Origin of the sequence: Zunongwangia endophytica (assembly GCF_030409505.1) — a bacterium.
GTDB classification, from domain to species: Bacteria; Bacteroidota; Bacteroidia; order Flavobacteriales; family Flavobacteriaceae; genus Zunongwangia; species Zunongwangia endophytica.
Genome location: NZ_JAUFPZ010000002.1, coordinates 3,556,595 through 3,582,975, shown reverse-complemented (window position 1 = coordinate 3,582,975; position 26,381 = coordinate 3,556,595). Strand labels below are relative to the sequence as shown.

Here is a 26,381-nt window from a genome sequence, read left to right as displayed (position 1 = left end):
TAAGAGAACTTTTGTATAGTTTTTTTCAGAAAAGCGAGTAACAGATCAAAATAAAAAAGCCTCATAAATTATAGAATTCATGAGGCTTTTCAACTAATATTAAGTTTCAACTATGAAGCTGCTTTTAATGCATTTATAGTTGATTTATTTAATTTTTCGTCAGCGTATTTCTTGGTTAATTCAAACTCATGAATATCACTTTCAGGAAGGTCAAACATCGCATCGGTTAAAATTGCTTCACAAAGCGAACGCAATCCACGTGCACCAAGTTTATATTCTACCGCTTTTTCTACGATATAATCTAAAGCTTCATCGGTTACACTGAATTCGATTTCATCCATTTCAAACAATTTTGTGTACTGTTTGATAATCGCATTTTTAGGCTCGGTTAAGATTGATCTAAGCGTATCTTTATCCAATGGATTCATATACGTAAGTGCCGGTAAACGACCAATAATCTCAGGAATAAGTCCGAAATCTTTCAAATCTTTAGGGATGATATATTTTAAAAGATTGGTTCTTTCAATATTATCATCGCTCTTAGAAGCACTAAATCCTACAGCTTGCATATTTAAACGCTTGCTGATATTTTTCTCGATACCATCAAAAGCTCCACCGGCGATAAACAAGATATTCTCTGTATCTACTTCGATAAATTTTTGATCTGGATGCTTTCTTCCTCCTTTTGGCGGAACATTTACTGTGGTTCCTTCCAGAAGTTTTAGTAAAGCCTGCTGAACACCTTCTCCAGAAACATCTCTCGTGATTGAAGGATTATCGCTTTTACGAGCAATCTTATCAATTTCGTCAATAAAAACAATTCCTCGTTGTGCTTTTTCCAAATTATAATCGGCTGCCTGTAGTAAACGAGTAAGAATTCCTTCAACATCTTCTCCTACATATCCAGCTTCGGTTAATACCGTTGCATCTACAATTGCTAAAGGCACATTAAGCATTTTAGCGATCGTTTTTGCCATAAGGGTTTTACCGGTACCAGTTTCTCCTACCATTACAATATTACTTTTCTGGATTTCGATATCATCATCGCTATCCGGTTGTAATAATCGTTTATAATGGTTGTAAACGGCAACAGACATTACCTTTTTGGTCGCTTCCTGACCAATTATATATTCATCTAAAAAAGCCTTAATAGATTTAGGCTTACTTAGCATTAATTCTGAAGATAACTCGTTTGCTTCCCCTTGTTTGGATTCTTCAAGCACAATACCATGCGCCTGCTCTATACATCGATCACAGATGTGAGCATCCAAGCCGGCAATCAATAGATTGGTTTCCGGCTTTTTTCTTCCACAAAAGGAACATTCTAATTCTTCTTTCGCCATCTTATTTAATTTCCTGTTCAGTTTTAGAAACCGATTCTAAAACTCTTCTCTAAAATTCGTTCGTATTACTTCTTAGTCTCTTGTAAGAATTTCATCGATCATCCCGTATTCTTTGGCCTTATCAGCTTTCATCCAGTAATCACGATCACTATCTTCGTGTACTTTCTCGTAAGACTGCCCAGAATGTTTAGAGATAATTTTGTATAATTCTTCTTTTAAAGTAATAATCTCTCTTGCTGTAATTTCGATATCGCTAGCTTGTCCCTGAGCTCCACCAAGAGGTTGGTGAATCATCACTCTAGAATGTGGTAATCCACTACGCTTTCCTTCAGTACCTGCACAAAGTAATACTGCTCCCATAGAAGCTGCCATACCAGTACAAATTGTAGCAACATCTGGCTTTATAAACTGCATCGTATCATAAATACCTAAACCAGCGTATACACTACCACCAGGAGAGTTTATATAAATTTGAATATCTTTTGAAGAATCTGTACTTTCTAAAAATAATAATTGCGCCTGGATAATATTAGCTACTTGATCGTTGATGCCAGTTCCCATAAATATGATCCTGTCCATCATTAATCGTGAAAATACATCCATCGCTACAGCATTCATTTGGCGCTCTTCAATAATGTTAGGCGTCATCCCCATTGGGGTCATACTGCTTACTATTTTGTTATAATAATTGCTATTTATCCCGTGATGCTGGGTTGCGTATTTTTCGAATTCTTTTCCGTAATCCATCAATTTTTCTTTTTAATTACACATGCTACCCATAAAGCCAAAAAAGGCGTTATACCATATGGATAACGCCTTAAAGATAGGTATAAATTATAAAAAAGGCTTAGTTATAGATCTCTTTCACAAAATCATCGTAAGTAACTTCCTTTTCGTCAAATTTCATATTCTCTTTGTAGAAATTTAACAGCTTTTCGTTTACTAATTGCTCAGAAAGACGCTTAACTTCGTCCTGATTAGAAAGGATTCTTGCTGCGATATCGTCTAATTCTTTATCTGCAGGATCCATCTGACCAAATTGAGCCATTTGTTCTTTTATTTTCTCTTTAGCGAAAGCTTTAAGTGCTTCGAAATCTACCTGAATATCGTGCTCTTTAACGATTTTCCCTTCGATTAACTGGTAACGTAAACCTTTTTCGCTTTTTTCGTATTCTTCAACCGCTTCTTCTTCAGTTAATGGCTTTTCACCAACAGTTCTAATCCATTTTTGAAGAAATTCTTTAGGAAGTTCGAAGTCTGTTTTTTCAATTAATGCTTCAGTAACATCATTCATTAATTGTTGATCACTTTGCTGAGTAAATTGCTTCTCTGCATCTTCTTTGATCTTTTCTTTAAGCTCGGTAACTGAAGTTACTTTCCCTTCTCCAAAAAGTTTGTCAAATAATTCCTGATCTAAATCTGCAAGCTCTCTTTTGTTAACTTCAGAAATAGTAAATTCTACTTCGATATCAAGATCGTGCGCTTTATCGTGCTCAACCTTTAACTGTTGTTGCAAGTCGTGATCATCTTCAAAAAGACTTTTTGTCTTCAATGTAATAACATCACCAGCTTTAGCGCCAACAAATTTATTAAGATTTCTCTTTCCTTTAATTTTTTCTAACTCAATAGAAGTTTCGTTCTCGATGCCTTCTTCTTCATTTTTGAAAGTACCGGCTACGATATCTCCTTCTTCAACTTCTTCCTTAGAAATTAATTTACCGTATTGCTTCTGGATAGATTCGATTTGGCTATCGATCATCTTATCATCTGCTACGATATTATATTTAGCTACCGGTTTTTCTAAGTCAAGATCAACTTCAAACTCTGGTGCAAGACCTATTTCAAATTCAAAAGTATACTCATCTTTATTCCAGTCGAAGTCTTCTTGCTCTTTTGGAATAGGATTTCCAAGAACATCTAATTTTTCTTCAGTAAGATATTTATTAAGATTCTCCTGTAGTAATTTATTTACCTCATCTACTAAAACAGCCTGCCCGTATTGCTTTTTCACCATTCCCATAGGAACATGACCTTTTCTAAAGCCAGGAATATTGGCGTTTTTACGGTAATCCTTAAGGATTTTCTCTACTTTAGGAGCATAGTCGTCTTTTGCGATATCTACTTTAACTACCGCATTCAATTTATCAATATTCTCTCTGGTAATATTCATTCTTGACTTATTATAAAAATTGGTGTGCAAAATTAAGCTTTTTTCATAAGCCTGCAAAGTTTCAAATTATTGAATTTCAGCAAGCTTCTAATCCTTATCGAGAAGTGAATACAATATCGACTGAAACAAAGAAAAAAGCAGACTAAAAATAATCGCCATAAACCAACCATCTACGCTGAATCCTCCTATAAAGCTATCTGCAAGAAATATAATTATGGCATTTATAATTAATAGGAATAATCCAAAGGTTAAAATTGTTACCGGTAAGGTAAGAACGACCAATATTGGTTTTAAGATCAGGTTTAAGACCGCAAGTACTACAGCTACTATAAAAGCTGTTAGATAACTACTTACACTTACGCCGGGTAAAATCTTAGCAAGACCAACCACTACAAGGGCCGATAAAAGAAGTTTTAGTAAAAGTCTCATATTTTATTTGGTTTGAATACCTCAAAATTGCGAAAAAAAAAGCCGGCTAATTGCCGACTTTCTTTATTTTAATATAAGTTTATCATTACTGCACATCATTACTAGGCGTTATGGTGTTGTATTGACCAACATTTACTTTAGGAACCGTAGAACCATAAGTTGCATTTATTTGATCGATAATCTCGTTTGCCATTACCGCATATCCTCTTGGTGTTAAGTGAACACCATCCAAAGAAAATGCACCACCAGTACCAAAAGTAGAATTAACTGAGCCTCCATCAAAAGCAATACCTCCATTAGCCACCTGGCTAAGCATAGCGTTAGCATCGACAAAAGCAAGATTATTGGTTGTCGCAATACTTTCTATGGAAGTATTAAAAGCATTGGTAGCTTCTAAAATTTCGGTCTGTTCGCTTGGTATTAATACATACTCATCACCTAGCGGATAGGTAATCCCATTTATTGCGAGTTGCCCTGCCATTTCTTGCGGCACTCCTGCCTGAACTAGCTGAGCGAAACGTGTTTCATTAAGCTGCCCAATTACTCTTGAAGAAGTAAGGGTGAATAAATCTTCGGAATTAGCCTGACGAACCTGCCCAAACTGCTGACCATATAGTGCAGCCATAGACGCATCGAATCCAGATTGCGTTAGAACCTGAGTAATTTGCGCTGAAAGATTTGTTAATGATTCATCAAAAATCAATACTGGTGAAGCCGCTGTTTCAGAATACTGAATACTTCTATCAGAAGCTTGTAAGGCGGCAAAAACCTGATTTAACTGTGAAAAAGTAGCATTTAAAGTAGGAATTTGAGCTGCAAAATTGTCGTTGGTTGCGGGATTGAGTGCATTAAACGGAACGGTATTAAAAAATGCTACATCAGTCACGTCTGGAATATTAATAAGGACACCGTTGGCTCCACCAGAGATTAAAGTTTGCACTAAATCTGAATATACCTGAGCAAACACCATAGGATCTGTAATATCATTAGATCCATAAGTTGCAGGGTTAAAATTACCTGCCTGGTTTACTCCTATCCCTCCTGAACTTGCATAACCTAAAACATCATTATTTCCTATCCAAAGTGAGAAAAATGTTGGATTTTGAGCCATTGCATCGGCCATGATACTTGTCTGAGGTGAAGACGCGAATCTTACAAAATAAGGATTTGCAAGACCAGCCTGTACTCCTGCTATATTACCATAACCATTCACACCCAAATGATAAGATTTAGCACCCGGCACTCCCATATTACTAAAAGGTCCTTCTAAAACATTTGATATATCTGTTGTAGGCGACATTCCGGTATAAACTGAAGGAGCACGCTCCCCATTTTCATCAACGGCTAGCACTAACCGATTATTAAATCCCTGCAATGGTTCGCCAGATAGTAAAAGTCCGCCGGCATTATCATTCATATAAGGAATTGTAAACTCTTGCGTTTCCTGCGTTAAAGCGAACTGTCCCGCTAAAATATTTGGATACGAATTTCTTTGCCCTGTAATATAAAGTGCGTTATCTGCATAACCTGCGGTTAACGAATTTCCAAGAGCAACATAATTAGAGAAATCTGCTTCTCCATTATTATACAGACCTCCTTCTTCATCTATTGGATTATCTAAATCTGGCTCACAAGAAACTATTCCCAAAGCCAATAAACCAACTGCTAAAAATTTATAGTTTTTCATCATTTCCTGTAAGTTTAAATTTTGAAAGTTACCCCAAGACCAGGAACAAACGCCACAGTTTTGTAAGTCCCTTCAAAAGGTACATTTTCTCCGTTTTCCATATAATAATTATAAGATTCATCTACCTCTTTAAACCTATTATAAAGGAATGAAGCATCTATGGAAAGTTTATCAGTAATATTTACTGAAAGTCCTGCAGTAAATCCATGCGCATCATTTCTTGGAGTTTCTGGCGCAAAATATCCTGATTGCACGGGAGATTCATCAAAATAATATCCCGCTCTAAGCGTAAACATGTCGTTAGCTATATATTGAACTCCGAATCTATAGGTATTCGCATCTTTATAATTTCTTGGATTTTCTGAATCTGGAATAGTTGGATCCTCAAAATCTATATCTAAAGACTGATAAACATCCCAAAAAGCACGGTTATAATCAAAAGCCAATAACCATTGCTCTGTAAGCTCGTAAGATGCACCAATTGATAACTCTGCTGGTAAAGGCAGCGATGCATCAAATCTAGTATCATTAAAAGGAGCAAGTGGTGAATTAGGAATATTACTAAAATCCGCATCACCTTCTTCTGCTTCCACAATAATTTCTGAACGATAGTTTGCTCCTATTCTCAGTTTATCGGTAGGATTATACATTGCCCCTAAAGACCATCCCCAAGCATGCACTCCTGAAGCATCTACGGTTACATTTGCCCGATTTCCATCGATATCGCTAAGGGTTCTGTTTAAGTTTCTATTGAAGTTAACCGACCCATTTACATAGATAGGACCACCACCAACACTAAATTTTTCAGAAATTTTTACTGAAGCTAACGCCTGAACATAAATTGCCTGAAGATCGATATCATTTACGAGGTGTGAACCAGACCAATCGGTTGGCCATTCTACAGAACTACCATAAGGTGTATATGCTGCTAACCCTAATGTTAACCAATCTGTAGCTCGATAAGAAATGTAGGCATAAAAGGGAGTTCCGATAGAACTATCTGTTCGGGACATCTGTCCAAATTCATCATTCTGCCAAACCACATCAGAGAATACGGCGCTTGCTCCAAAAGCAACATTTATATTATCCTCTAAATACACTAAACCCGCCGGGTTAAAAAAGGCCAGTTCTGCATTATCAACCACAGCTACACCAGTATGACCCATTGCCAGCCTTCGCTGCCCCTGAAGTCCTACTCTGTACCCACCTGCATATGTCATTGCAGCTGCCAACCCAAAAAGGGTTAGAAATACTAGTTTCTTCATAATTTATTGTAGAATTAAGTTTTATCAGGTTTGAGAACCTTATGCTCAAATTTAGCACAAATTACAAATCCCACAACAAAATAGGTAAAAATATTATGTATGCATAATATTTATAGGTGGTTTTTAGATAAATCGCATTATAGCGCTATAGAAGTCTTCTTGATTTTCTGCATGAACCCAATGTCCCGCATTACTAATTGTTTCAATTTTAGCTTCAGGAAAATGATTGTGAAGAAGTTGTTCATCTTCAGGTAATCTTATGTAATTAGATTTTTCTCCTTTTATAAAAAGCGTTTCCCCTTTATAAACTTTATCCTTTTCTAAACCTGCTCCAATATTTTCAATCTTCTCCTTTAGTGTTTTAAGGTTTACTTTTAATACATAGTTCCCTTTACCCTCGCGATCTAAATTCTTCAGAAGAAAAAGCTGTGTTGGTCTATCGGGAACGTATTCAGAAATTATTTTAGAGGCTTCTTGGCGAGAAGAGAGATCGACATCTTCTAACAGCGTTAATCCTGCTAAAATTTCCTGATGATGAGGTTCGTAATATTTAGGAGCAATATCTACGATTATTAGTTTCTCTAGCAATTCAGGATAGGTTGCTGCGAAAAGCATCGCTGTTTTACCACCCATAGAATGCCCCAAAAGCACCACCTTCTCTAACTTATGCTCTTCAATATATTCTTTTAAATCTTCTACTAATAATTCATAAGAAAAATCATCACTATGCGGACTTTTACCGTGATTTCGTTGATCTACTAAATGAACTTCGTATTCTTCTTCAGAAAACATCTTACCTAAGGTTTTCCAATTATCGCCCATTCCCAAAAATCCGTGTAAAATGATAAATGGCTTTCCTTTTCCTAAAATATTAGTATGTAATTTCATTTTAAATCTTTTAAAATCTTAGCCAAAATCGACCAATTTTAATTTACTGTAATTTCTTTAAATATCTTGCGATAGTCTCTTCCAAACCTAAGTAAAGCGCTTCTGCAATTAGGGCGTGACCAATAGACACTTCATCAACAAAATTCACTTCATTTTTAAAGAATTCTATATTATCTAGCGATAAATCGTGACCCGCATTTATACCCAATCCTAAATCATGTGCAATTTTGGCACATTTAGCATAAGGCGCTACAGCTTCTTCTTTCTTTCCTGCTGCAAATTTTTCAGCAAAACTTTCGGTATAAAGTTCTATGCGATCTGTTCCTGTTTCCGCAGCTCCCTGAATCATTTTTTCATCTGGATCAACAAAAATCGAAGTACGAATCCCATATTTTTTAAATTCTGAAATTACCTCTTGCAGATATTCTTTATAGCGAATAGTATCCCAACCGGCATTACTGGTGATTGCATCTTCAGCATCTGGCACTAGCGTAACCTGCGCTGGTTTAATTTCTAAAACGAGATTCACGAATTTTGTAACTGGATTTCCTTCAATATTGAATTCCGTTTTTAAAACCGGTTTCAGATCTTTCGCATCTTGATATCGAATATGTCTTTCGTCTGGGCGAGGATGCACCGTAATCCCCTCTGCTCCAAATTTCTCTATATCCAAAGCACATTTCACTACATTAGGTATATCTCCTCCCCTTGCATTTCTTAATGTGGCAATCTTATTGATATTAACGCTTAACTTCGTCATAACTATAGTTTTCTCCTTAATTAAAGGCTTCATTTTATAGTTTTAATTAAAACTTAGAGCCTTTTGCAATTATAAATTACTACTCGACTACATATTCTAAAGCTTATCTTAAAACTTTTTGTTTTAACAAAAATACAAAGTTGGGTATGGCTTAATGAATTTTATTTTAATTAATTTGCGCTAAAGGACGTGGGATATGAATATGGAAGAATATATTTTAAATGATGTTTCAATTCGTCATTTTACAGATAAAATTGGCGAGGTACAAAATGATTTTAATCAACTTACCTATTCTCACTTGCCAGTAGAGAACAACGGGATCTATATGGGATGCATTTCTGAAAATGATATTCGTTGTTTTGATGCTGAAAAATCTATCGAAGATTATCAATATGCGCTCGAAGGTTTTTTTGTTAGAAATACCGATTACTGGTTAGATATCCTAGAAACTTTTGCGCAGAACAATTCTAATATATTACCTGTCTTAGATAACGAAAATGAATATTTGGGCTATGTGGAATTAAATGAAATTATGGGAATTTTTAATGAAACTCCCTTTTTAAATGAAGCAGGAAATATTATTGTAGTAGAAAAAGGATTTAAAGATTATTCTTTAAGTGAAATAAGCCAGATTATAGAATCAAGCAATGTACATTTACTAGGTTTATTTGTTTCAAAGATTGAAAATGATCTTGCCCAAATCACCATTAAAATTAATCCTACCGGGATTACTGAAGTGATACAGTCATTAAGAAGATATGGCTACAGCATTATCTCGCAGCATCAGGAAGATTCTTTCAATAAAAATCTTCGAGACCGTTCTAAATACCTGGACAAATACCTAAACATTTAATATGAAAATAGGCATTTACGGCCAGTTTTATCACGAAAACGCCGGCACTTATATCAATCAGCTTCTAGAGCTTTTACAAGAACAAAAAGTTGAAGTTATCATTGAAAGCTATTTTTTAGAACTTATCAATAAAAATCAAAGCGTTACCGGGGAATATAGTGACTATGAAACTTTCGATGTTTTAGATGACAGTTTTGATCTTTTTTTCACTATCGGTGGTGATGGCACCATATTAAAATCGGTGAATTATATTAAGAATCTGGATATTCCAATCGTTGGTATAAACACCGGGCGCTTAGGTTTTCTATCTACCATTCAGAAAGAGCAAATAGGCGAAACAATACACGCTATTCTAAGAAAAGATTTTAGTATTTCTCCTAGAGCGGTATTACAAGTTGAAACAAATCCAGAATTTGATGATGAAATTTTTGAAAACGTAGCCCTAAACGAAATAGCGGTTAGTAGAAAAAATACGACATCAATGATTACCGTAGACACCTGGCTAAACGATCAATATCTAACCTCTTACTGGGCTGATGGATTAATTATTGCTACACCTACAGGATCTACAGGATATTCTCTTAGTTGTGGCGGGCCGGTTATTACGCCAGATGCAGATTCTATTGTAATTACACCAATTGCGCCGCACAATTTAAATGCAAGGCCGCTTATTATAAAAGACAACACCAAAATCACATTAAAAGTTAGTGGACGCGAAGACTCTCATCTTCTATCTATGGATTCACGCTTAGCAAGTCTCCCTAATGAGACTGAAATTATAATCAAAAAAGCGCCATATACTATTAATCTTGTAGAACTCCACGACAATAGTTTTCTCCAGACATTAAGAAAGAAACTTTTATGGGGAGAAGACAAACGTAATTAGACAATATTTCTTTTAAAACGCTGTTAATGTAATACTAATTAGCTCAAATTATTGCAGAGCAAACATAATTGTTATATTTGCAAACTTTTAAGAACCTATGCGGTATCGAATAGCTTTAGTTTTAATGGTAATCACTTCAGTACATTTGCAATCTCAGACTTATGAGGTCGGTGCCTTTTTGGGTGGCGCAAATTATATTGGTGATGTAGGTAAATCTACTTACATCAACCCCAGTGATATTGCTTTTGGAGGTATTCTTAAATGGAATCGAAGCCCTCGCCATTCTTTCAGATTTTCTGTCATAATGGGAAACATTGAAGCAGACGATGCCGACAGTAATGATACCCGAAGAGAACAAAGAGGCTATTCTTTTAGCAATACTATTACTGAAGCTTCCTTAGGATTAGAATTTAATTTTTGGGATTTCGATCTTCATAAAGGAACGCCACAAAGCAGCCCTTACCTTTATACCGGAGTCACCTATTTTAGTGCCGATCATGTGATTTTAGATGGATCTAGAGGAGCTCCTCTCGTTAATGAAGGGACAAATTGGGAATTTGCGATCCCAATGGTTATCGGTTACAAAACAACTATAACTCAGCGTCTAATCGGAGGAATCGAAATCGGAGCGCGATATACGTTTACAGATAATTTAGACGGAAGTAATCCAGAGGAATTAACAGACACACCAGATCCTATTCTTACCTTTGGAAATCAAAATACAAATGATTGGTATGTTTTTACCGGAATCACATTTACAATAACCTTCGGGAGAAAACCCTGTTATTCGAGCTTTTAGAGAATGAATTTTAAAGAAAATCTCAATTTAACAAAATTACCTGCGCATATTGCCGTTATTATGGACGGTAACGGTCGTTGGGCCAAAAAACAAGGCTTTTTAAGAGCTGTTGGGCATAATGAAGGTGTAAAATCTGTTAGAGATGTGGTTGAAGGAAGTGCCGAAATCGGAGTTAAATATCTAACGCTTTACGCATTTTCAACAGAAAATTGGAATCGACCTAAATTTGAAGTTGATGCTTTAATGAAAATTTTGGTTTCTTCGTTAAAAAAAGAAATCAAAACATTACAAAATAATGACATTAGGTTAACTGCCATTGGTAATATTGAGAACTTACCAAAAAAGGCGAAAAGAGAACTTTTAGATGTTATCGATAAGACCAAAGACAACTCTAAAATGACGTTAATTTTAGCTTTAAGCTATGGATCCAGAGAAGAAATAACCTCTGCATTTAAAATTTTAGCCAATAAAGTGCAAAATGGAACGTTAAAACCAGACGAGATCAATGATTCTTTAATCTCTGAAAATTTATATACCAAAGATGTGCCCGATGTTGATCTTATGATTAGAACTAGCGGCGAACAAAGAATCAGCAACTTTTTGCTTTGGCAAATGGCTTATGCCGAGTTGTATTTTACAAGTATTTTATGGCCAGACTTTAGAAAAGAAAATCTTTACGAAGCCATTTATAATTATCAAAACAGAGAACGAAGATTTGGAAAAACAAGTGAGCAACTTAGTTAGTGCATTTATGACGAAAAATATAGTAGCATTCGTAATAATTTGTTTTACTCTTAGTATCGCTGCCAATGCGCAGGATCTCCCTATAGGAAACGGTAAAAAATACACTTTAGGTGATATAAAGGTAACTGGATCTACCCGATACAACGAGCAAACCGTGATCTCGTTTACACGACTTAAAAAAGGTGAAGAACTTTACATCCCGGGACAGCGTTTAAGTAACGTAATTAAAAAACTTTGGGATCTTGATATGTTTAGTGATATTGAATTTTACATCACAAACATAGATAACGGTGTTGCCGATCTTGAGCTTGTTATCACAGATATTCCAAAACTTTCTGAAGTTAGAATTCAGGGAATCAAAAAGAAAAGAGATAAAGAAGAGCTTATCGATGAAAATAAGCTTAAAACCGGTGTTAATGTTACTGAGAACTTAATTACCAACACCAAAAACTATATTGAAAGCAAGTATAAAAAAGATGGCTATTTTAATGCAAAAGTAGCTATCAATACTGTAGAAGTACAAGATACAACCGGTACCAATCAGGTAAATATGGTTGTAAATATAGATACTGGTGATAAAGTAAAGATCAAAAATATTGACATTATCGGTAACGATCAGATTTCTGATGCGAAACTGAAAAGAGCAATGAAAAACACGAAACAAAAACGCTTTTATCGTTTTTGGAAACGCTCTAAATTTAATCGCGCCGATTATCAGGAAGACAAACAAAATCTGGTTAATAAGTTAAAAGAAAATGGTTTCCGTGATGCCAGAATTATTTCTGATAGCCTTATCAAAGTTGATGATAAAAATATTGCGTTAGATATTAAAGTTGAAGAAGGAGACAAATATTTTATTGGGGACATTTCATTTATAGGAAATACGGTTTATACAGATGAATTTTTAGATCGTGCTATGGGCATCAAAAAAGGAGACACCTATAATGGCGTTCTTCTTAACGAAAGAATCGAAGCGCAGGATCCAAATGCCACAAATATTTCAACGATATATAGAAATAATGGTTATTTATTCTCAAGTTTCAACTTAGTTGAAACACGTGTTTACAATGACACTATAGACTTCGAATTACGTATCAACGAAGGTAAAGAAGCGTATTTTGATGAAATTAGAGTGGTTGGAAACAACAAAACAAAAGATCACGTAATCTATAGAAATCTACTTACAAAACCGGGACAAAAATATAACCAACAAGACGTTGTTTCAACCGTTCGGGAATTAGGTTCTTTAGGATTTTTCGATGCAGAACAATTAAGTCCTGAATTTATTGATCCAGATCCACAAAGTGGAACATTATCTTTGGAATACAACGTTGTTGAAGCAGGTGCCAGCCAAATCGAACTACAAGGTGGTTACGGTGGCGGTGGCTTTATTGGTACGCTGGGACTATCTTTTAATAACTTCGCCATTTCAGAGATTTTCAATAAAGAAGCTTACACGCCGGTACCCATGGGAGATGGTCAAAGATTGTCTTTAAGAGCGCAAGCAAGTACCTACTACCAAACCTATAGTCTTTCTTTTATGGAGCCTTGGCTAGGAGGTAAAAAGCCAGTACAGTTATCAACGTCTTTCTCTTACACAAGACAGTTCTTGTATGACTATCAATCCAGAAGAGCTGATAAAAGCCGTAGTTTCGACATTTTGGGAGTTAGCGTAGGTTTTGCTAAGCGTTTAACAGAACCAGATCCATACCTTCAGGTTTCACATACGCTAGGATTCCAACGTTACGATCTTAATAACTATAACACAGGTTTATTTACTTACGGTGATGGTTTCTCTAATAACTTAACCTACACCTTTGGTATTACTAGAGATAACACCAGATATAATCCAATATTCCCTATTGCAGGATCAGTTTTTAGTTTAACAGCCAAATTCACTCCTCCTTATTCTTTATGGAATGGTGTCGATTACGATGATTTAGAAAACCAAAGAGAATTCCAATTAGAAGACAACGATGGTAATCTAATTAACAGAAATGGTGGGCGTGTTACTCAAGCAAACGCCGTTGGAGATCAGGCTAAAATTGACCAGGAAAAATATAAGTGGTTAGAATTTTATAAAGTAAAATTTAAAGGAGATTGGTATACTACATTAGCTAATTTTGGGGAGAGCAAAAACTTAGTACTAAGAACAAATGTAGAATATGGTTTTCTAGGAGCTTACAATCAGGATCGTGGAGTACCACCTTTCGAAAGATTCTATCTTGGTGGTGATGGTCTTGGCTCTTACAGCCTTGATGGTCGTGAAACTATTCGTCTTAGAGGTTATCCTAATCAATCTCTAATCCCTTTAGATAGAACATCTTTAAGCCAGGCATCGAATGATGATGGAGCTACGATTTATAACAAATACTCTTTAGAACTTCGTTTCCCAATAACGCTTAAACCTTCTGCATCTATTTATGCATTAACTTTCTTGGAAGGTGGTGCATCTTACGACAACTTTAGAGACTTTAATCCTTTTCAGTTAAATAGATCTGCTGGTGCCGGTTTAAGAATATTTATGCCTGCTTTTGGATTATTAGGGATCGATTTTGGGTATGGTTTCGATGCGTTGCCAGGACAACCTAATAGCGGAGCTAATGGATGGGAAACTCACTTCATCATTGGGCAACAATTTTAAAATGGCATGATATTTTCTATCTACCAATTATGAAAAAAATAATCCTTATCATACTAACCATAATCTTACCCTTGGGAGCTTTTTCTCAACGCGGACTCAATATTGGTTATATTGACATGGATTATATTTTAGAGAATATTCCGGAATATCAAGAAGCATCAAATCAACTTGATAATCGTGTTCAGGATTGGAAAAACGAAATTGATACGAAAAGAAGAGAGATTTCTGAAATACAGACTCAGCTTGAAAACGAAAGAACTTTATTAACGAAAGAGCTTTTAGAAGAAAGAGAAGATGATATCACGTATCTTCAGGATCAATTAACCGAGTATCAGCAAAAAAGATTTGGCCCGGGCGGTGATTATATTTTACAAAAGCGCCAACTAATCAAACCTATACAAGATCAGGTTTTTAATGCGGTTCAGGAAATAGCCGATAGAAGAAATTTTGACTTTATTTTTGATCGCACTTCAGATATTGGTATGATTTATGCCAAATCAAATTACGACATGAGCGATCAGGTAGTAAGAATCATAACACGTGCTGCTAATAGAGAAGAAATTGAAAGTCGCCAGGATCGTATAGATTTAGAACAAGCCGAGAATAGAACTGTTGCTCAGGATTCAGTAATTCAAGCACGAGAACAAGCATCTCAGAATGCTAAAACTGAAAGAGAATTATATATCGAAGAACGCAGAAGAAAACGTGATTCTACAAGAGCCGCTAAAAAAGCCGAATTCGAAGAAAGAAGGGCACAGATATTGGAAGACAGAGAACGAAGAAGAGATAGTATAAACGCAGCTAGAGAAGCTGAAGCCAGAATTAAGGATACAATCAATTAACAAATAATTACTTTAACACTTAATATTAATTAAAATGAAACAATTAAAAACACTTTTTATAGCCCTAGCCTTAACATTAGGAGCTACGACACTTGTAAACGCGCAGGATTCTAAAATCGCTCACATTGCGACACAAGATCTTATCGAATCTATGCCAGATTATAAGAACGCCATGACGCAACTTGACAAGTTGAGAAACACTTATGATGCTGAAATCAAAGACATGATGAATGAAGCTCAAAAGACATTACAACGTTACGAGGCTGAAGCAGAAACTGTAACTGAAGAGGAAAATCAAAAACGTTCTATGGAATTGCAAGGTGCGCAAAGAAGAATCCAAGAGCGTAGCCAAAAGGCTTCTCAGGATCTTCAGAAAAAACAACAGGATCTTGTAAGACCAATCTTAGAAAAAGCTCGTGGCGCTATTCAGAAAGTAGCAAGAGCTAAAGGTTATGATTACGTATTAGACTCTACAACTGGTGCAGGAGTAATCATGGCAGATGGTTTCGATTTAATGCCAGCTGTTAAGACCGAATTAGGTATATAATTAGCCTCTAAAGCATAAAATTTTATAAAAACTGCGCAGATATCTGCGCAGTTTTTATTTTTGGGACTATGGTGAACAATAAAATCGGCATATTCGATTCAGGTGTAGGTGGCACCTCTATCTGGAAAGAAATCCATGAACTGCTACCTTTCGAGGATACCATTTACCTCGCAGATAGCGCGAATGCTCCCTACGGAATAAAAACTCGCGAAGAGATTATATCGCTTAGCCGAAAGAATACAATTAAACTTTTAGAGTTAGGCGCTAAGATAATTGTGGTAGCCTGTAATACTGCCACTACAAATGCCATATTAGAATTGAGAAAAGAGTTTGAAGTTCCGTTTATAGGAATTGAACCCGCCATAAAACCTGCCGCTTTAAAATCTAAAACAAAAACAATAGGAATTCTGGCCACCAAAGGAACGCTTAGCAGCCATTTATTTACAAAAACTTCAGAGTTATATACACAAGGAATAAAAGTTATCGAAGTTGAAGGAAATGGACTGGTAGAGCTTATTGAAGCTGGCAAGATCGATTCAGAAGAAATGAAAAGTCTGCTGCGCCAAATTTTAATTCCGTTGCAAGAACAACCTTTAGATTATCTAGTGCTAGGTTGCAGCCACTATCCTTATCTTATTCCTAAGTTACGAGCTTTTTTCAGCAATGCTATAACCATTATAGATTCTGGTGAAGCAGTAGCACGACAAACAAAATCGATATTAGACAAATTAGGCAAACTAAATACTAATTTTCAGCAAAAGGGAGAATGCGTATTCTACAGTAACAATAACCCAGCTGTATTGGAGAAAATAATTAATCCTGTAAAAGACCAATTTCAGGTAAAGCGAATTAACTTCTAGTTTATCGCAGGACAGTGACAATCATATCGCTCTCTATTCTTTCCAAAATTATAGCCCAATGTAAGTTGATGGAATCCACTATTACTTAAAACCATAGTGTTTAACTGGTAACTAAAAGTATATCCAAAAATAAACTGCTTGTATTCAACACCTAAAAAAGGAGTGATATATTTTAAACTCTGGCGCTCTACTTCTTCCCCAGCTCTGTTATATTCTGAAGCGTCGAAGCTGTGTCGATAAGAAGCACCTATCCATCCCTGACCAAAATCAAAGTCTTTATAGGCTTTTAAATTGGCATCAATACTACTTTGAGAATTTTGCTCTCTCAGCTGAAATAAAAATGAAGGTTCTAATCCCCAATCATCTCTATAAAAGTCAAAAACATAACCAGCCGAAGCCATATATTTTCGTTGATTGCTAGGCAGCTCCTCTGAGTAAAACAAATCACGCTCTACAGAAATTATATTTTTAGCAGCAATATGAGCGTAAAAATCCATGTAATAGTAAGACATCCCCAAATCCATATTGGCGAAAAAATCGGTAGCATTACTACCTCCAATCAAAGGATCAAAAACGGTAAACTGTGACTGATCTAAACGATGCTGAATAATATCAGCACTTATACCAAATGATAATTGATTAAGATTAACATTATCTCTGGAAAACATAAGATGATAAGCGAAAGTACCATAGGCACCCAGTTTTGAAAAGTAGCCATTTTCATCTCTAAAAAAGATACCTCCTAACCCGACTTTATCACCTACTCTACCATTAACACTTAAGGTTTGTAAGTTCGGGGCATCTTGAACGTCAAACCACTGCTGCCTTGCTGTTAAACGTATCTGATTGTAATTGGAAGCCCCGGCCATAGACGGGTAGAGTAAATATAGATTATCGGTCAGGTAATCTGAATATGTAGGTATAACCTCCTGTGCTCTCGCATTTTTAATGCCAAAAACAGAGATGGAGCTTAAAAGCAAAATGCTCAAAAAGCTTTGAAAATCTATAGAATTAGAGTAAAATTTTATCAAACTATATTTGCAATATTATATAAGTTAGGCAATAAATCTACAAGATAAGTTTTGTTTAGTATTTTTGCCAAAAATTAAGAATAATGGAAAATTACGAAATTAATATACAACATACTACAGAATCTCAAATTGTTAAATTTGAAGCTAACAAATTTTTAACCAAACACGAGAATTTCGAATTTAAAAATATTGATGAGGCTGCAAAATCTCCAATTGCGCAGCAATTATTTTATCTTCCCTTTGTGAAAACAGTTTATATTTCGCAAAACTTTATCGCTATTGAAAAATACGATATTGTAGAATGGCCGGAGGTAGAACAGGAAGTAGCTGAACAAATTGAAACGTACCTGAACAAAGGCGGAATCGTTATTAAAAGTGACGATGCTGAGCAGAAGAATATTCCCGTAACGGTTTATGCTGAAAGTACTCCTAACCCAAAAGTGATGAAGTTTGTTGCCAATCGTAAGCTTGTGCTTCATGCGGCAGAGTTTAAAAATATCGACGATGCAAAGGACTCACCCCTAGCGCAACAATTATTTCATTTCCCATTTGTAAAAGAAGTTTTTATTGACGAAAATTACGTAAGTATAAACAAATACGATGTTGCTAACTGGGAAGAGATCACGATGGAATTGCGCGAGTTTATCCGTAATTTTATACAGGAGGGCAATTCAGTTTTAAACAACGATGCAGTTACAACTTCTACAGGAGAGCAAAAATCAACAGAAAACACAGGAGCAGCTCCTAAACCACAAATTAATATTGATCATTTAGACGACACTTCTCAACAAGTTGTGGCGATCTTAGAAGAATATATCAAACCAGCGGTTGCCAGTGATGGAGGGAATATTTTATTCGATTCTTATAATGAAGAAACAAGAACCGTAAAAGTTATTCTGCAAGGTGCTTGTAGCGGTTGCCCTTCGTCAACAATGACTTTAAAGAGTGGAATCGAAACAATGCTTCGTGATATGCTAAAAGGAAAAGTAGATTACGTGGAAGCTGTTAACGGATAGTTTCTTCGGAAATTAAAACATAAAAAAGCCGCTTAAAAATTTTAAGCGGCTTTTTTATGTTTAATAAGTACCTTAATTACAAAGTACTCTTCGCTTCACGATAGAAGTCCTGAAATAATTGCAACAAACTCATCGTAGACGTTATCAAATCACGAGTTTCCAATAACAATCCAAAGTATAATTTGGTATTACGAGGACTGGTCTCTGAAGTTCTAATTCTATTAATTTGCTTCTGAATTAAATCTGAAACATAATCCAGCAATTCCTGTTTATCCGTCAGGATTTGATCTATTTTTCCGAATTCATGATTATTAAAAGTATGCTCAATATCATCGAATAATACCTGCATACGATCGTCGACTTTCTTTAAATCCCGAATTTGATTAAACTTCAGATTTTTATGGTTGTTATGCACGTGGTTATAGCTATTTCTGGTAATAAATGCAATGGACTGCGTCATATCCTGAAGATAATCTAATATCAAAATATAAAACTTACTGGCTTCAACAGAGTCATCATCAAGGGATTTAATAAAGTAAAATATATTCCCTTTTAAATCGTCTACTTCCTCTTCAAGCTTTCCTATAGCCTTATTATTTTTCTTCAGCTTACCAAGATCATGATACCCAAGATTGTCGACAGTCTTAGTATACATTCTATTAATCCCATGTATAACGCTAGAAATATTCTCTGAAGTTTCCGTAGTAATTTCATTAATTGTAATGATATCAGTACGGTTATATCGTTTATTTTTCTTCTCCTCTTTAGATTTCCTAGAATGCACTATTCCGCTCCTAACTACAAGAACTACAGCTAAAATGATTAAAACTGCTAAAGCAATAGTACCTCCGTAATAAATTATACATGCAAATAATGCCGCAGCTGTAAATGCCACCAAAGCGGTTACGAACCAACCCCCAATTACATTAAGTACTCCTGCAACACGATAAACAGCACTCTCACGATCCCATGCTCTATCGGCCAAAGACGAACCCATCGCCACCATAAAAGTCACATAGGTTGTTGACAATGGTAATTTAAGATTTGTACCTATCGAGATCAAAATACTAGCCACCACCAGATTTACAGAAGCCCTAACCATATCAAAAGCCGGAGCATCTAAACGCTTGGTTCTGGATGTATTCTCTGGCTTTTCAAATTTCTTATCTATTTTGTTTTTAATCACTTTAGGAACTACGGTAGAAACGGCTCCACTAACGATAACAGAATAGCGAACAATACTTCTAGAAAGCCAATTTGGTTCAAAACGCTCTACTCCATCTCCCTGTCTTGCCAGGTTCACTCCTGTTTCTACTACTGCTTTTGCTTTGCTACTAAACCATAAGGTAACTACCATAACACCACCTGCTATGATCAATAAAAACTCTGGTGTAGGCACACTTCCACTTAATCCGCTCATCAATAATTCTGAAGGCAATGTTCCTGAAGATTGATACGCAGCTTCCCACAGCGTAAAAGACTGCCATGCTGCGATTGGAACTCCAATAAAGTTCACTAAATCATTACCGGCGAAAGCCAAAGCCAAGGCAAAAGTTCCTATCACGATAATTACTCGAAGAATATTCAGCTTAAAAATACTCATCAAAAGCTGACTGATAATCGAGAATACAACAAAACCAATGAGTATAATTATGAATGTATTGTTATTGATATAATTCAAAGTTTCTTCTGAAAGATAAGTAACACTCTTAAGACCTTTTATAAGAATGAAATAAAGGATCGCAGTTAAAGAAGCACCACCAAAAGCACCGCCTACGTATTTCATTTTCTTTTCAAACTGAAAAGAGAAAATAAGTCTTGATATGTACTGAACCAGCAGTCCTATAATAAAGGCGATAACTACCGCCATTAAAATACCTATAATAATCTCTGTCGCTTTACTGGTATTTATATAGTTAGTTAGCAATCCTAAATCGCCCCCATCTTTATAAATCTTAATTATAGCAATACTTACAGCCGCTCCCAACAATTCGAAAACGATCGAAACCGTCGTAGAAGTAGGAAGACCAATAGAGTTGAAGAAATCGAGCAGCAGCACATCGGTAATCATTACTGCCATAAAAATGATCATGATTTCCTCAAAATAGAATTGCTGAGGCAGGAAAATACCCTTTCTGGCGACCTCCATCAAACCACTCGAAAATATCGCTCCTACGGCTACCCCGATACTGGCAACGATTAAAATGGTTCGCATTGAAACGGCTTTAGACCCAATAGCCGAATTCAAAAAGTTGATGGCGTCATTACTCACTCCTACCACCAAATCTGTAATGGCTAGCGCGAGAAGGGCCACTAGCATTACAATATAAACATCTTCCATAAATCCTATATTTTCAACCAGCAAAAGTCTTTCTTTTTTTTCAAATTAAAAGCGCTCCAAGGTTACCAAAACTTTAATTAATTACTACCCTAAAAATATAGGCTTTGTGCTGATTTTGAGCGACAAATATAATGATCTACTCTTTAGATTGTCATTACGAACGTGAAGTTATCTAAACTTCATTGCACCAAAACTTTTAAATTTTACTACCTTTTATTAAAAATAGGTTATGGAATCCCCGCAGTTTACTAATGATTTAATAAATGAAACTAGTCCGTATTTACTTCAGCATGCCCATAATCCAGTCGATTGGAGAGCATGGAATAAAACGGCATTAGAGGAGGCAAAACAGAGTAATAAGCTAATCATTATAAGTGTTGGCTATTCGGCTTGTCACTGGTGTCATGTAATGGAGCACGAGAGTTTTGAAGACCACGAGGTTGCTGATATCATGAATGCGCATTATATTTCTATAAAAGTTGATCGTGAAGAACGACCAGACATCGATCAAGTTTATATGCAGGCCGTACAAATAATGACCGGTAGTGGCGGCTGGCCAATGAATATTGTTGCATTACCAGACGGAAGGCCTGTTTGGGGTGGCACCTATTTTAGAAAAGAACAATGGATTAGTGCTTTGCGCCAGATCAGACAGATTTACGAAAAAGAACCCGAGCAATTAACTAATTATGCTGAAAAACTTGAAAAAGGATTACATCGATTAAATACACTTGAAATTGGTGAAAATGCACTCGAATTTTCTCAGGAACGTCTAAAAAACTTTATCGAAATCTGGAAACCACATCTGGATGTAAAACTTGGCGGAAGTAGAAATGCTCCAAAATTTATGATGCCCACTAATCTTGATTTCTTATTGCGCTATTCCTATCAATTTAAAGATGAAGAATTAGAAAATTATGTGCTTCATACACTCGATAAAATTTCTTTCGGCGGAACTTTCGATCATGTGGATGGTGGGTTTTCCAGATATTCTGTAGATGCACGATGGCATTTACCGCACTTTGAGAAAATGCTTTATGACAATGCACAATTGCTAAGCGTTTATAGTAAAGCGTACAAACTTACTTCGAATCCTTGGTACAAAGAGATTATCGAAAAAACAGCCAATTTTATCCAAAATGAACTTACCGATACCACGGGAGCATTTTACTCGGCTTTAGATGCCGACTCTAAAAATGAAAATGGAAAGCAGGAAGAAGGAGCTTACTACACCTGGAAAGCAGCAGAGCTACAAGAACTACTAATTTCAGATTACGATCTATTTGCTTCTTATTTCAATATTAATGAAAAAGGTTACTGGGAAAACGGAAATTATATTCTTTATAAAACTGAAGCCGACAAAAATTTCGCTGAAAAACATCGAATCTCGCTAGAAGAACTTCAGAGTAAAAAACAGAAATGGACTGATATTCTTTCAGAAGCAAGAAAAAAAAGGGAAAAGCCTGGTCTTGATGACAAAACACTTACCTCCTGGAATGCGCTTACCATCACAGGTTTTGTTGATGCTTACGCTGCTACTGGCAATTTATTGTTTCTAGAAATTGCTACTAAAAACGCTAATTTCATTATTGAAAACCAGTGTAATCCAGATTTCCGACTTTATCATTCCTATAAAAATGGAAAAAGTAAAATTAATGGATATCTTGAAGATTATGCATTTTCGATAGAAGCATTCATCAAACTATACGAGGCGACTTTCGATGAAAAATGGATTGATTATGCTGAAAATTGGCTTCAATATAGTATCTCTAATCTTTATAATGACGAAAATGGCCTTTTTAACTTCACTTCTTTAGATGACGATCCTTTAATAAGTACTCCGATAGAATTTACAGATAATGTGATCCCGGCTTCTAATTCAGCAATGGCAAATAATTTATTCAGGTTAAGCAAATTATTAGGAAATCTTCAATATCAAGATATCGCAATCAAAATGCTTAAAATTATTTCAGAAAAGATCGATTCTTATCCAATGGGATATTCTAATTGGCTACACCTTTATATGAGTATGAGTAATCCATTTTATGAACTTGCCATTCTTGGAGATAAATCGATGGAATATAAAACTGAAATTCAGAAAAATTATAACCCAAATTTGATAATCTCAGGAAGTAAAACTGAAAGCGCACTGCCTTTACTGTCAAATAGATTGGTTAAAGAAAAGACACTACTTTATTTATGTGAAGAAGGCAAATGTCAGCTACCAGATGAGGATTTAAGGAGCATTTTAAACAAAATAGCGCTGGTTTAACAAAATTTAAACTAAATAATGCTCGCATTTACTGTAAAAAATTATTCTATTTGTGGAAACTACTAAAAAACTATGGATAAATTAAACGACTTTTCTGATTTAGCGAAAGAATACGCTAAAAAATTTATTGATTTTCTACCCGATTTAATTGCAGCGATTTTAATCCTAATTATTGGTTTTTGGATCGTAAAACGTGTAGTGAAATTCATGCAAGCTGCCCTTCAAAAGAGAGAATACGATCCCGCTTTAGAAGGCTTTTTAACTACATTGGTGAAGTGGGCTTTGAAAATTTTAGTGATCATTGTCGCTATCTCTCAAGTAGGAATTGAAACAACTTCTTTAGTAGCCATTCTTGGTGCTGCAGGTTTAGCGATCGGTCTTGCATTACAGGGATCGTTATCAAACTTTGCAGGAGGTGTTTTAATTATTATTTTAAAACCTTTTAGAATCGGAGATTGGATTGAAGCTCAGGGAGTTTCTGGAAGTGTAAAAGAAGTAAATCTTTTTTATACCAAATTAAATACCTTCGGAAATCAGGAAGCTGTTATTCCAAACGGTAGCCTGGCCAATGATAACATCGTAAATTATACTGTAAATGGCGTGCGTCGTGAGAACATGACTTTTGGTATTTCTTATGATGATGATATTAAGAAAGCTAAAGAGGTATTAATGAATCTTGTTAAAGAGCAAGAAGGTATCGAAGCAGATCCTGCGCCACAAGTATTGGTTGGTGAACTAGGTGACAGCTCGGTTAACTTTTATGTTCGATACTTCGCTGATAACAGTGTATTCTGGGATATCCACTGGTATATGCTAGAAGAAGGTAAAATAAGACTGGAAGAAGCAGGTATGACGATTCCTTACCCACAAAGAGATGTTTATCTTTACGATCAAACTAAGATGAAAGGGACTGTTTTAAAAGAGTCTGAAAAATCTAAAGATAGCGCTGAAGGCAAATCTGAATAAAAAAGCAGATTATCCTGCTACAAAATCCTTTAAATAATAAGGTTCAAAATAAGCGACATCTTCCATGTCGCTTATTTTGTATTTATCATAGGCTATTGCACACATTTCTTTTGCTGAAGGAAGCTCATCCTCTATAAACTGAGCATTAGGATGATCACAAATTTCACTAAACTTTGCGACTCCGTTTCCTATAAAATGAACTTTTCCTTTTGACAATTCTTCACCGAAAGATTCTTCGGAAAGTATTTGTGCTTCTGTCGCTCTAACTTGGTTAAATGCTGAATCGAATACTGCGGAATAGACTTCCATTCTTCTGGCATCAAGCATAGCGATAACCTGTTCTGTTTCTTGCGGAGTTACTTTTTTAGCTAAAGAAGTTAACGTAGGCACTGAAATTAACGGAATATCCTGAGCAAAACATAATCCCTTTGCGGTAGAAACACCTATTCTTAATCCTGTATAAGATCCCGGGCCTTTACTTACGGCTACCGCATCCAGATTATCGATTTTAAGCTGATTTTCTTTGAGGATCTCGTCAATAAAGACATGAAGCTTTTCGGCATGCGAATAGCCTTTGCTGTTATCTTCTTTTAAAGCGATTACTTTTCCATCTTCACACAAGGCAACCGAACAGTTTGTGGTTGCCGTTTCCAAACAAAGAATTATAGCCAATTTTCTAAATTTTTAAACGCTAGTCTTCGCTGTTACTACTATTTGTAACCTCAACTTTATCTCCAGACTTAAGCGTTTTTGTTACTACATTATAAGGACCAGTAATTACAGTTTCTCCTTCCTTCAGACCTTCTGTAATCTGAATATTAGAATCATCCTGAACACCGGTTTTTACAACGCGCAATTTAGCCTCTTCTCCATTCTTAACAAAGACACATTCGAAAAGTTTAGAAGGATCTGTTTCTTTTGCTGAAGGCGCCGCTGCTACTTTAGTAGATATCGTGTCTGATTTTACGACAATAGCACTAATTGGCACCCCAATCACGCTATTTTTTTGATTTGTAATTATATCTACGGTAGCCGTCATTCCTGGTCTAAAAGGTGAGTAATTTTCATCATGCCCCTCTAAAAGATCCTGATAAGATTCTTCTAAAATTCGAACTTTAACTTTGAAATTGGTTACTTGATCTGTTGTTAATTCACTATCTGCCGAATTAGAAATCTCTGTAACCACTCCTCTAAATTCTTTTCTCAAATACGCATCAACCTCAACAACTGTAGAATCTCCTACTTCAACTTTTACAATATCATTCTCATTTACATCGACTTCAACTTCCATATTAGAAAGATTCGCTACACGTAAAATCTCGGTACCGGCCATTTGTTGTGTTCCTACCACTCGTTCCCCTAATTCAGCATCCAATTTAGAAATGGTTCCGTCCATAGGAGCATAAATGGTGGTACGCCCTAGATTATCCTGAGCTTCGGTAACTGTCGCCGCTGCACTTTGCATACTATAATAAGCAGATTCTTTGCTTGCTTCGGCTACCTCGTAATTAGACACAATACCGTCCCATTCTGCTTTAGAAATAACTCCTTTATCGAATAAAGTTTTGTTACGCTCGTAATCGGCTTTTGCTTGTTTTAAACTAGCCTGAGATTGTGCGTAATTTGCACGAGTGTTCTCCATACTGGCTTGAGAACGTTGCAAGCTAGACTGGTAAAGATCTGGGTTAATACGAACCAAAAGATCACCTTTTGCAACTTGTTGTCCTTCTTTAATAGGAAGTTCAATAATCTCTCCTGAAACTTCAGAAGATAACTTCACTTCAACTTCTGGCTGAATTTTTCCGGTAGCAGATACTGTTTCTACAATATCTAAAGGTTTAATTTCTGCAACTTCAATCTGTTTGAAATTACCGCTCTTACCGAACATTCCCGATTTTTTACCTACAACAAGTAATACAATTAGCAATACTACTACTCCAAGAATGATAAAAAGAGTTTTCTTTTTCATTTATAAAATTTTTAAACGCAATCATTTTTAACCATCAATCCTAGATGATCTATTATTAATATAAATCTT

At 35.7% G+C, this 26,381-nt stretch carries 23 protein-coding genes; 11 read left to right on the top strand and 12 right to left on the bottom strand.

What is annotated here, in order from left to right:
* Positions 1 to 110: 110 nt before the first annotated feature.
* The 8 genes from clpX to QWY91_RS15630 form a co-directional block, all read right to left on the bottom strand.
* The gene (gene clpX, locus QWY91_RS15665; RefSeq protein ID WP_290236441.1) at positions 111 to 1,343 is read right to left on the bottom strand and encodes an ATP-dependent Clp protease ATP-binding subunit ClpX; all 1,233 of its coding nucleotides are present in this window, start codon (positions 1,341 to 1,343) and stop codon (positions 111 to 113) included.
* 72 nt (positions 1,344 to 1,415) lie between these two features.
* Entirely contained in the window at positions 1,416 to 2,090 is a 675-nt protein-coding gene (clpP, locus tag QWY91_RS15660) for an ATP-dependent Clp endopeptidase proteolytic subunit ClpP (protein WP_290236440.1), read from the bottom strand.
* A 100-nt stretch (positions 2,091 to 2,190) separates the two neighbouring features.
* Entirely contained in the window at positions 2,191 to 3,513 is a 1,323-nt protein-coding gene (gene tig / locus QWY91_RS15655; protein WP_290236439.1) for a trigger factor, read from the bottom strand.
* A gap of 87 nt (positions 3,514 to 3,600) precedes the next feature.
* Positions 3,601 to 3,942, bottom strand: coding sequence for a phage holin family protein (locus QWY91_RS15650; RefSeq protein WP_270060137.1), 342 nt, complete (start codon positions 3,940 to 3,942; stop codon positions 3,601 to 3,603).
* A gap of 85 nt (positions 3,943 to 4,027) precedes the next feature.
* Positions 4,028 to 5,629, bottom strand: coding sequence for an SGNH/GDSL hydrolase family protein (locus QWY91_RS15645; RefSeq protein WP_290237114.1), 1,602 nt, complete (start codon positions 5,627 to 5,629; stop codon positions 4,028 to 4,030).
* A 14-nt stretch (positions 5,630 to 5,643) separates the two neighbouring features.
* Positions 5,644 to 6,894, bottom strand: a complete 1,251-nt coding sequence (locus QWY91_RS15640) for an OmpP1/FadL family transporter (protein WP_290236438.1) — start codon at positions 6,892 to 6,894, stop codon at positions 5,644 to 5,646.
* A gap of 123 nt (positions 6,895 to 7,017) precedes the next feature.
* Positions 7,018 to 7,782, bottom strand: coding sequence for an alpha/beta fold hydrolase (locus tag QWY91_RS15635; protein WP_290236437.1), 765 nt, complete (start codon positions 7,780 to 7,782; stop codon positions 7,018 to 7,020).
* Between the two features lie 43 nt (positions 7,783 to 7,825).
* Positions 7,826 to 8,542: a pyridoxine 5'-phosphate synthase gene (locus QWY91_RS15630; protein ID WP_290237113.1), complete on the bottom strand. Its 717-nt coding sequence runs from the start codon at positions 8,540 to 8,542 to the stop codon at positions 7,826 to 7,828.
* Between the two features lie 196 nt (positions 8,543 to 8,738).
* Between QWY91_RS15630 and QWY91_RS15625 the strand changes: the two genes are divergently transcribed.
* The 8 genes from QWY91_RS15625 (at position 8,739) to murI (ending at position 16,717) form a co-directional block, all read left to right on the top strand.
* Complete coding sequence (locus tag QWY91_RS15625) at positions 8,739 to 9,395, top strand: CBS domain-containing protein (protein ID WP_290236436.1); 657 nt, start codon at positions 8,739 to 8,741, stop codon at positions 9,393 to 9,395.
* A 1-nt stretch (position 9,396) separates the two neighbouring features.
* Complete coding sequence (locus tag QWY91_RS15620) at positions 9,397 to 10,281, top strand: NAD kinase (RefSeq protein ID WP_290236435.1); 885 nt, start codon at positions 9,397 to 9,399, stop codon at positions 10,279 to 10,281.
* Between the two features lie 97 nt (positions 10,282 to 10,378).
* Positions 10,379 to 11,080, top strand: a complete 702-nt coding sequence (gene porG, locus QWY91_RS15615) for a type IX secretion system protein PorG (protein WP_290236434.1) — start codon at positions 10,379 to 10,381, stop codon at positions 11,078 to 11,080.
* Positions 11,081 to 11,083: 3 nt separating this feature from the next.
* Positions 11,084 to 11,824, top strand: a complete 741-nt coding sequence (uppS, locus tag QWY91_RS15610; protein WP_290236433.1) for an undecaprenyl pyrophosphate synthase — start codon at positions 11,084 to 11,086, stop codon at positions 11,822 to 11,824.
* 7 nt (positions 11,825 to 11,831) lie between these two features.
* Entirely contained in the window at positions 11,832 to 14,468 is a 2,637-nt protein-coding gene (gene bamA / locus QWY91_RS15605) for an outer membrane protein assembly factor BamA (RefSeq protein WP_290236432.1), read from the top strand.
* Positions 14,469 to 14,497: 29 nt separating this feature from the next.
* Positions 14,498 to 15,310 carry an OmpH/Skp family outer membrane protein gene (locus QWY91_RS15600; RefSeq protein WP_290236431.1) on the top strand — a complete coding sequence of 271 codons (813 nt, stop codon included), beginning with the start codon at positions 14,498 to 14,500 and terminating at the stop codon, positions 15,308 to 15,310.
* Positions 15,311 to 15,344: 34 nt separating this feature from the next.
* Complete coding sequence (locus QWY91_RS15595; protein ID WP_290236430.1) at positions 15,345 to 15,857, top strand: OmpH/Skp family outer membrane protein; 513 nt, start codon at positions 15,345 to 15,347, stop codon at positions 15,855 to 15,857.
* A 68-nt stretch (positions 15,858 to 15,925) separates the two neighbouring features.
* Entirely contained in the window at positions 15,926 to 16,717 is a 792-nt protein-coding gene (gene murI / locus QWY91_RS15590; RefSeq protein ID WP_290236429.1) for a glutamate racemase, read from the top strand.
* Here the strand turns inward: murI and QWY91_RS15585 are convergent.
* Positions 16,714 to 17,697 (bottom strand): PorP/SprF family type IX secretion system membrane protein, encoded by a 984-nt coding sequence (locus QWY91_RS15585; protein ID WP_290236428.1) that lies wholly within the window; start codon positions 17,695 to 17,697, stop codon positions 16,714 to 16,716. The genes murI and QWY91_RS15585 overlap by 4 nt on opposite strands.
* Before the next feature lie 134 nt (positions 17,698 to 17,831).
* Here QWY91_RS15585 and QWY91_RS15580 point away from each other — a divergent pair, with 134 nt between their 5' ends.
* Positions 17,832 to 18,764, top strand: coding sequence for a NifU family protein (locus QWY91_RS15580; RefSeq protein ID WP_290236427.1), 933 nt, complete (start codon positions 17,832 to 17,834; stop codon positions 18,762 to 18,764).
* A 76-nt stretch (positions 18,765 to 18,840) separates the two neighbouring features.
* On the opposite strand, the gene QWY91_RS15575 is transcribed toward QWY91_RS15580, so the two are convergent.
* Positions 18,841 to 21,105 carry an inorganic phosphate transporter gene (locus QWY91_RS15575; RefSeq protein WP_290236426.1) on the bottom strand — a complete coding sequence of 755 codons (2,265 nt, stop codon included), beginning with the start codon at positions 21,103 to 21,105 and terminating at the stop codon, positions 18,841 to 18,843.
* Between the two features lie 229 nt (positions 21,106 to 21,334).
* Between QWY91_RS15575 and QWY91_RS15570 the strand changes: the two genes are divergently transcribed.
* Both QWY91_RS15570 and QWY91_RS15565 read left to right on the top strand, forming a co-directional pair.
* Positions 21,335 to 23,377 carry a thioredoxin domain-containing protein gene (locus tag QWY91_RS15570; RefSeq protein WP_290236425.1) on the top strand — a complete coding sequence of 681 codons (2,043 nt, stop codon included), beginning with the start codon at positions 21,335 to 21,337 and terminating at the stop codon, positions 23,375 to 23,377.
* Positions 23,378 to 23,449: 72 nt separating this feature from the next.
* Positions 23,450 to 24,343, top strand: a complete 894-nt coding sequence (locus QWY91_RS15565; RefSeq protein WP_290236424.1) for a mechanosensitive ion channel family protein — start codon at positions 23,450 to 23,452, stop codon at positions 24,341 to 24,343.
* A 9-nt stretch (positions 24,344 to 24,352) separates the two neighbouring features.
* Here QWY91_RS15565 and tsaB read toward each other — a convergent pair whose 3' ends face one another.
* Both tsaB and QWY91_RS15555 read right to left on the bottom strand, forming a co-directional pair.
* Positions 24,353 to 25,015: a tRNA (adenosine(37)-N6)-threonylcarbamoyltransferase complex dimerization subunit type 1 TsaB gene (gene tsaB, locus QWY91_RS15560; protein ID WP_290236423.1), complete on the bottom strand. Its 663-nt coding sequence runs from the start codon at positions 25,013 to 25,015 to the stop codon at positions 24,353 to 24,355.
* A gap of 19 nt (positions 25,016 to 25,034) precedes the next feature.
* Positions 25,035 to 26,312, bottom strand: a complete 1,278-nt coding sequence (locus QWY91_RS15555) for an efflux RND transporter periplasmic adaptor subunit (RefSeq protein ID WP_290236422.1) — start codon at positions 26,310 to 26,312, stop codon at positions 25,035 to 25,037.
* Positions 26,313 to 26,381: the final 69 nt, after the last annotated feature.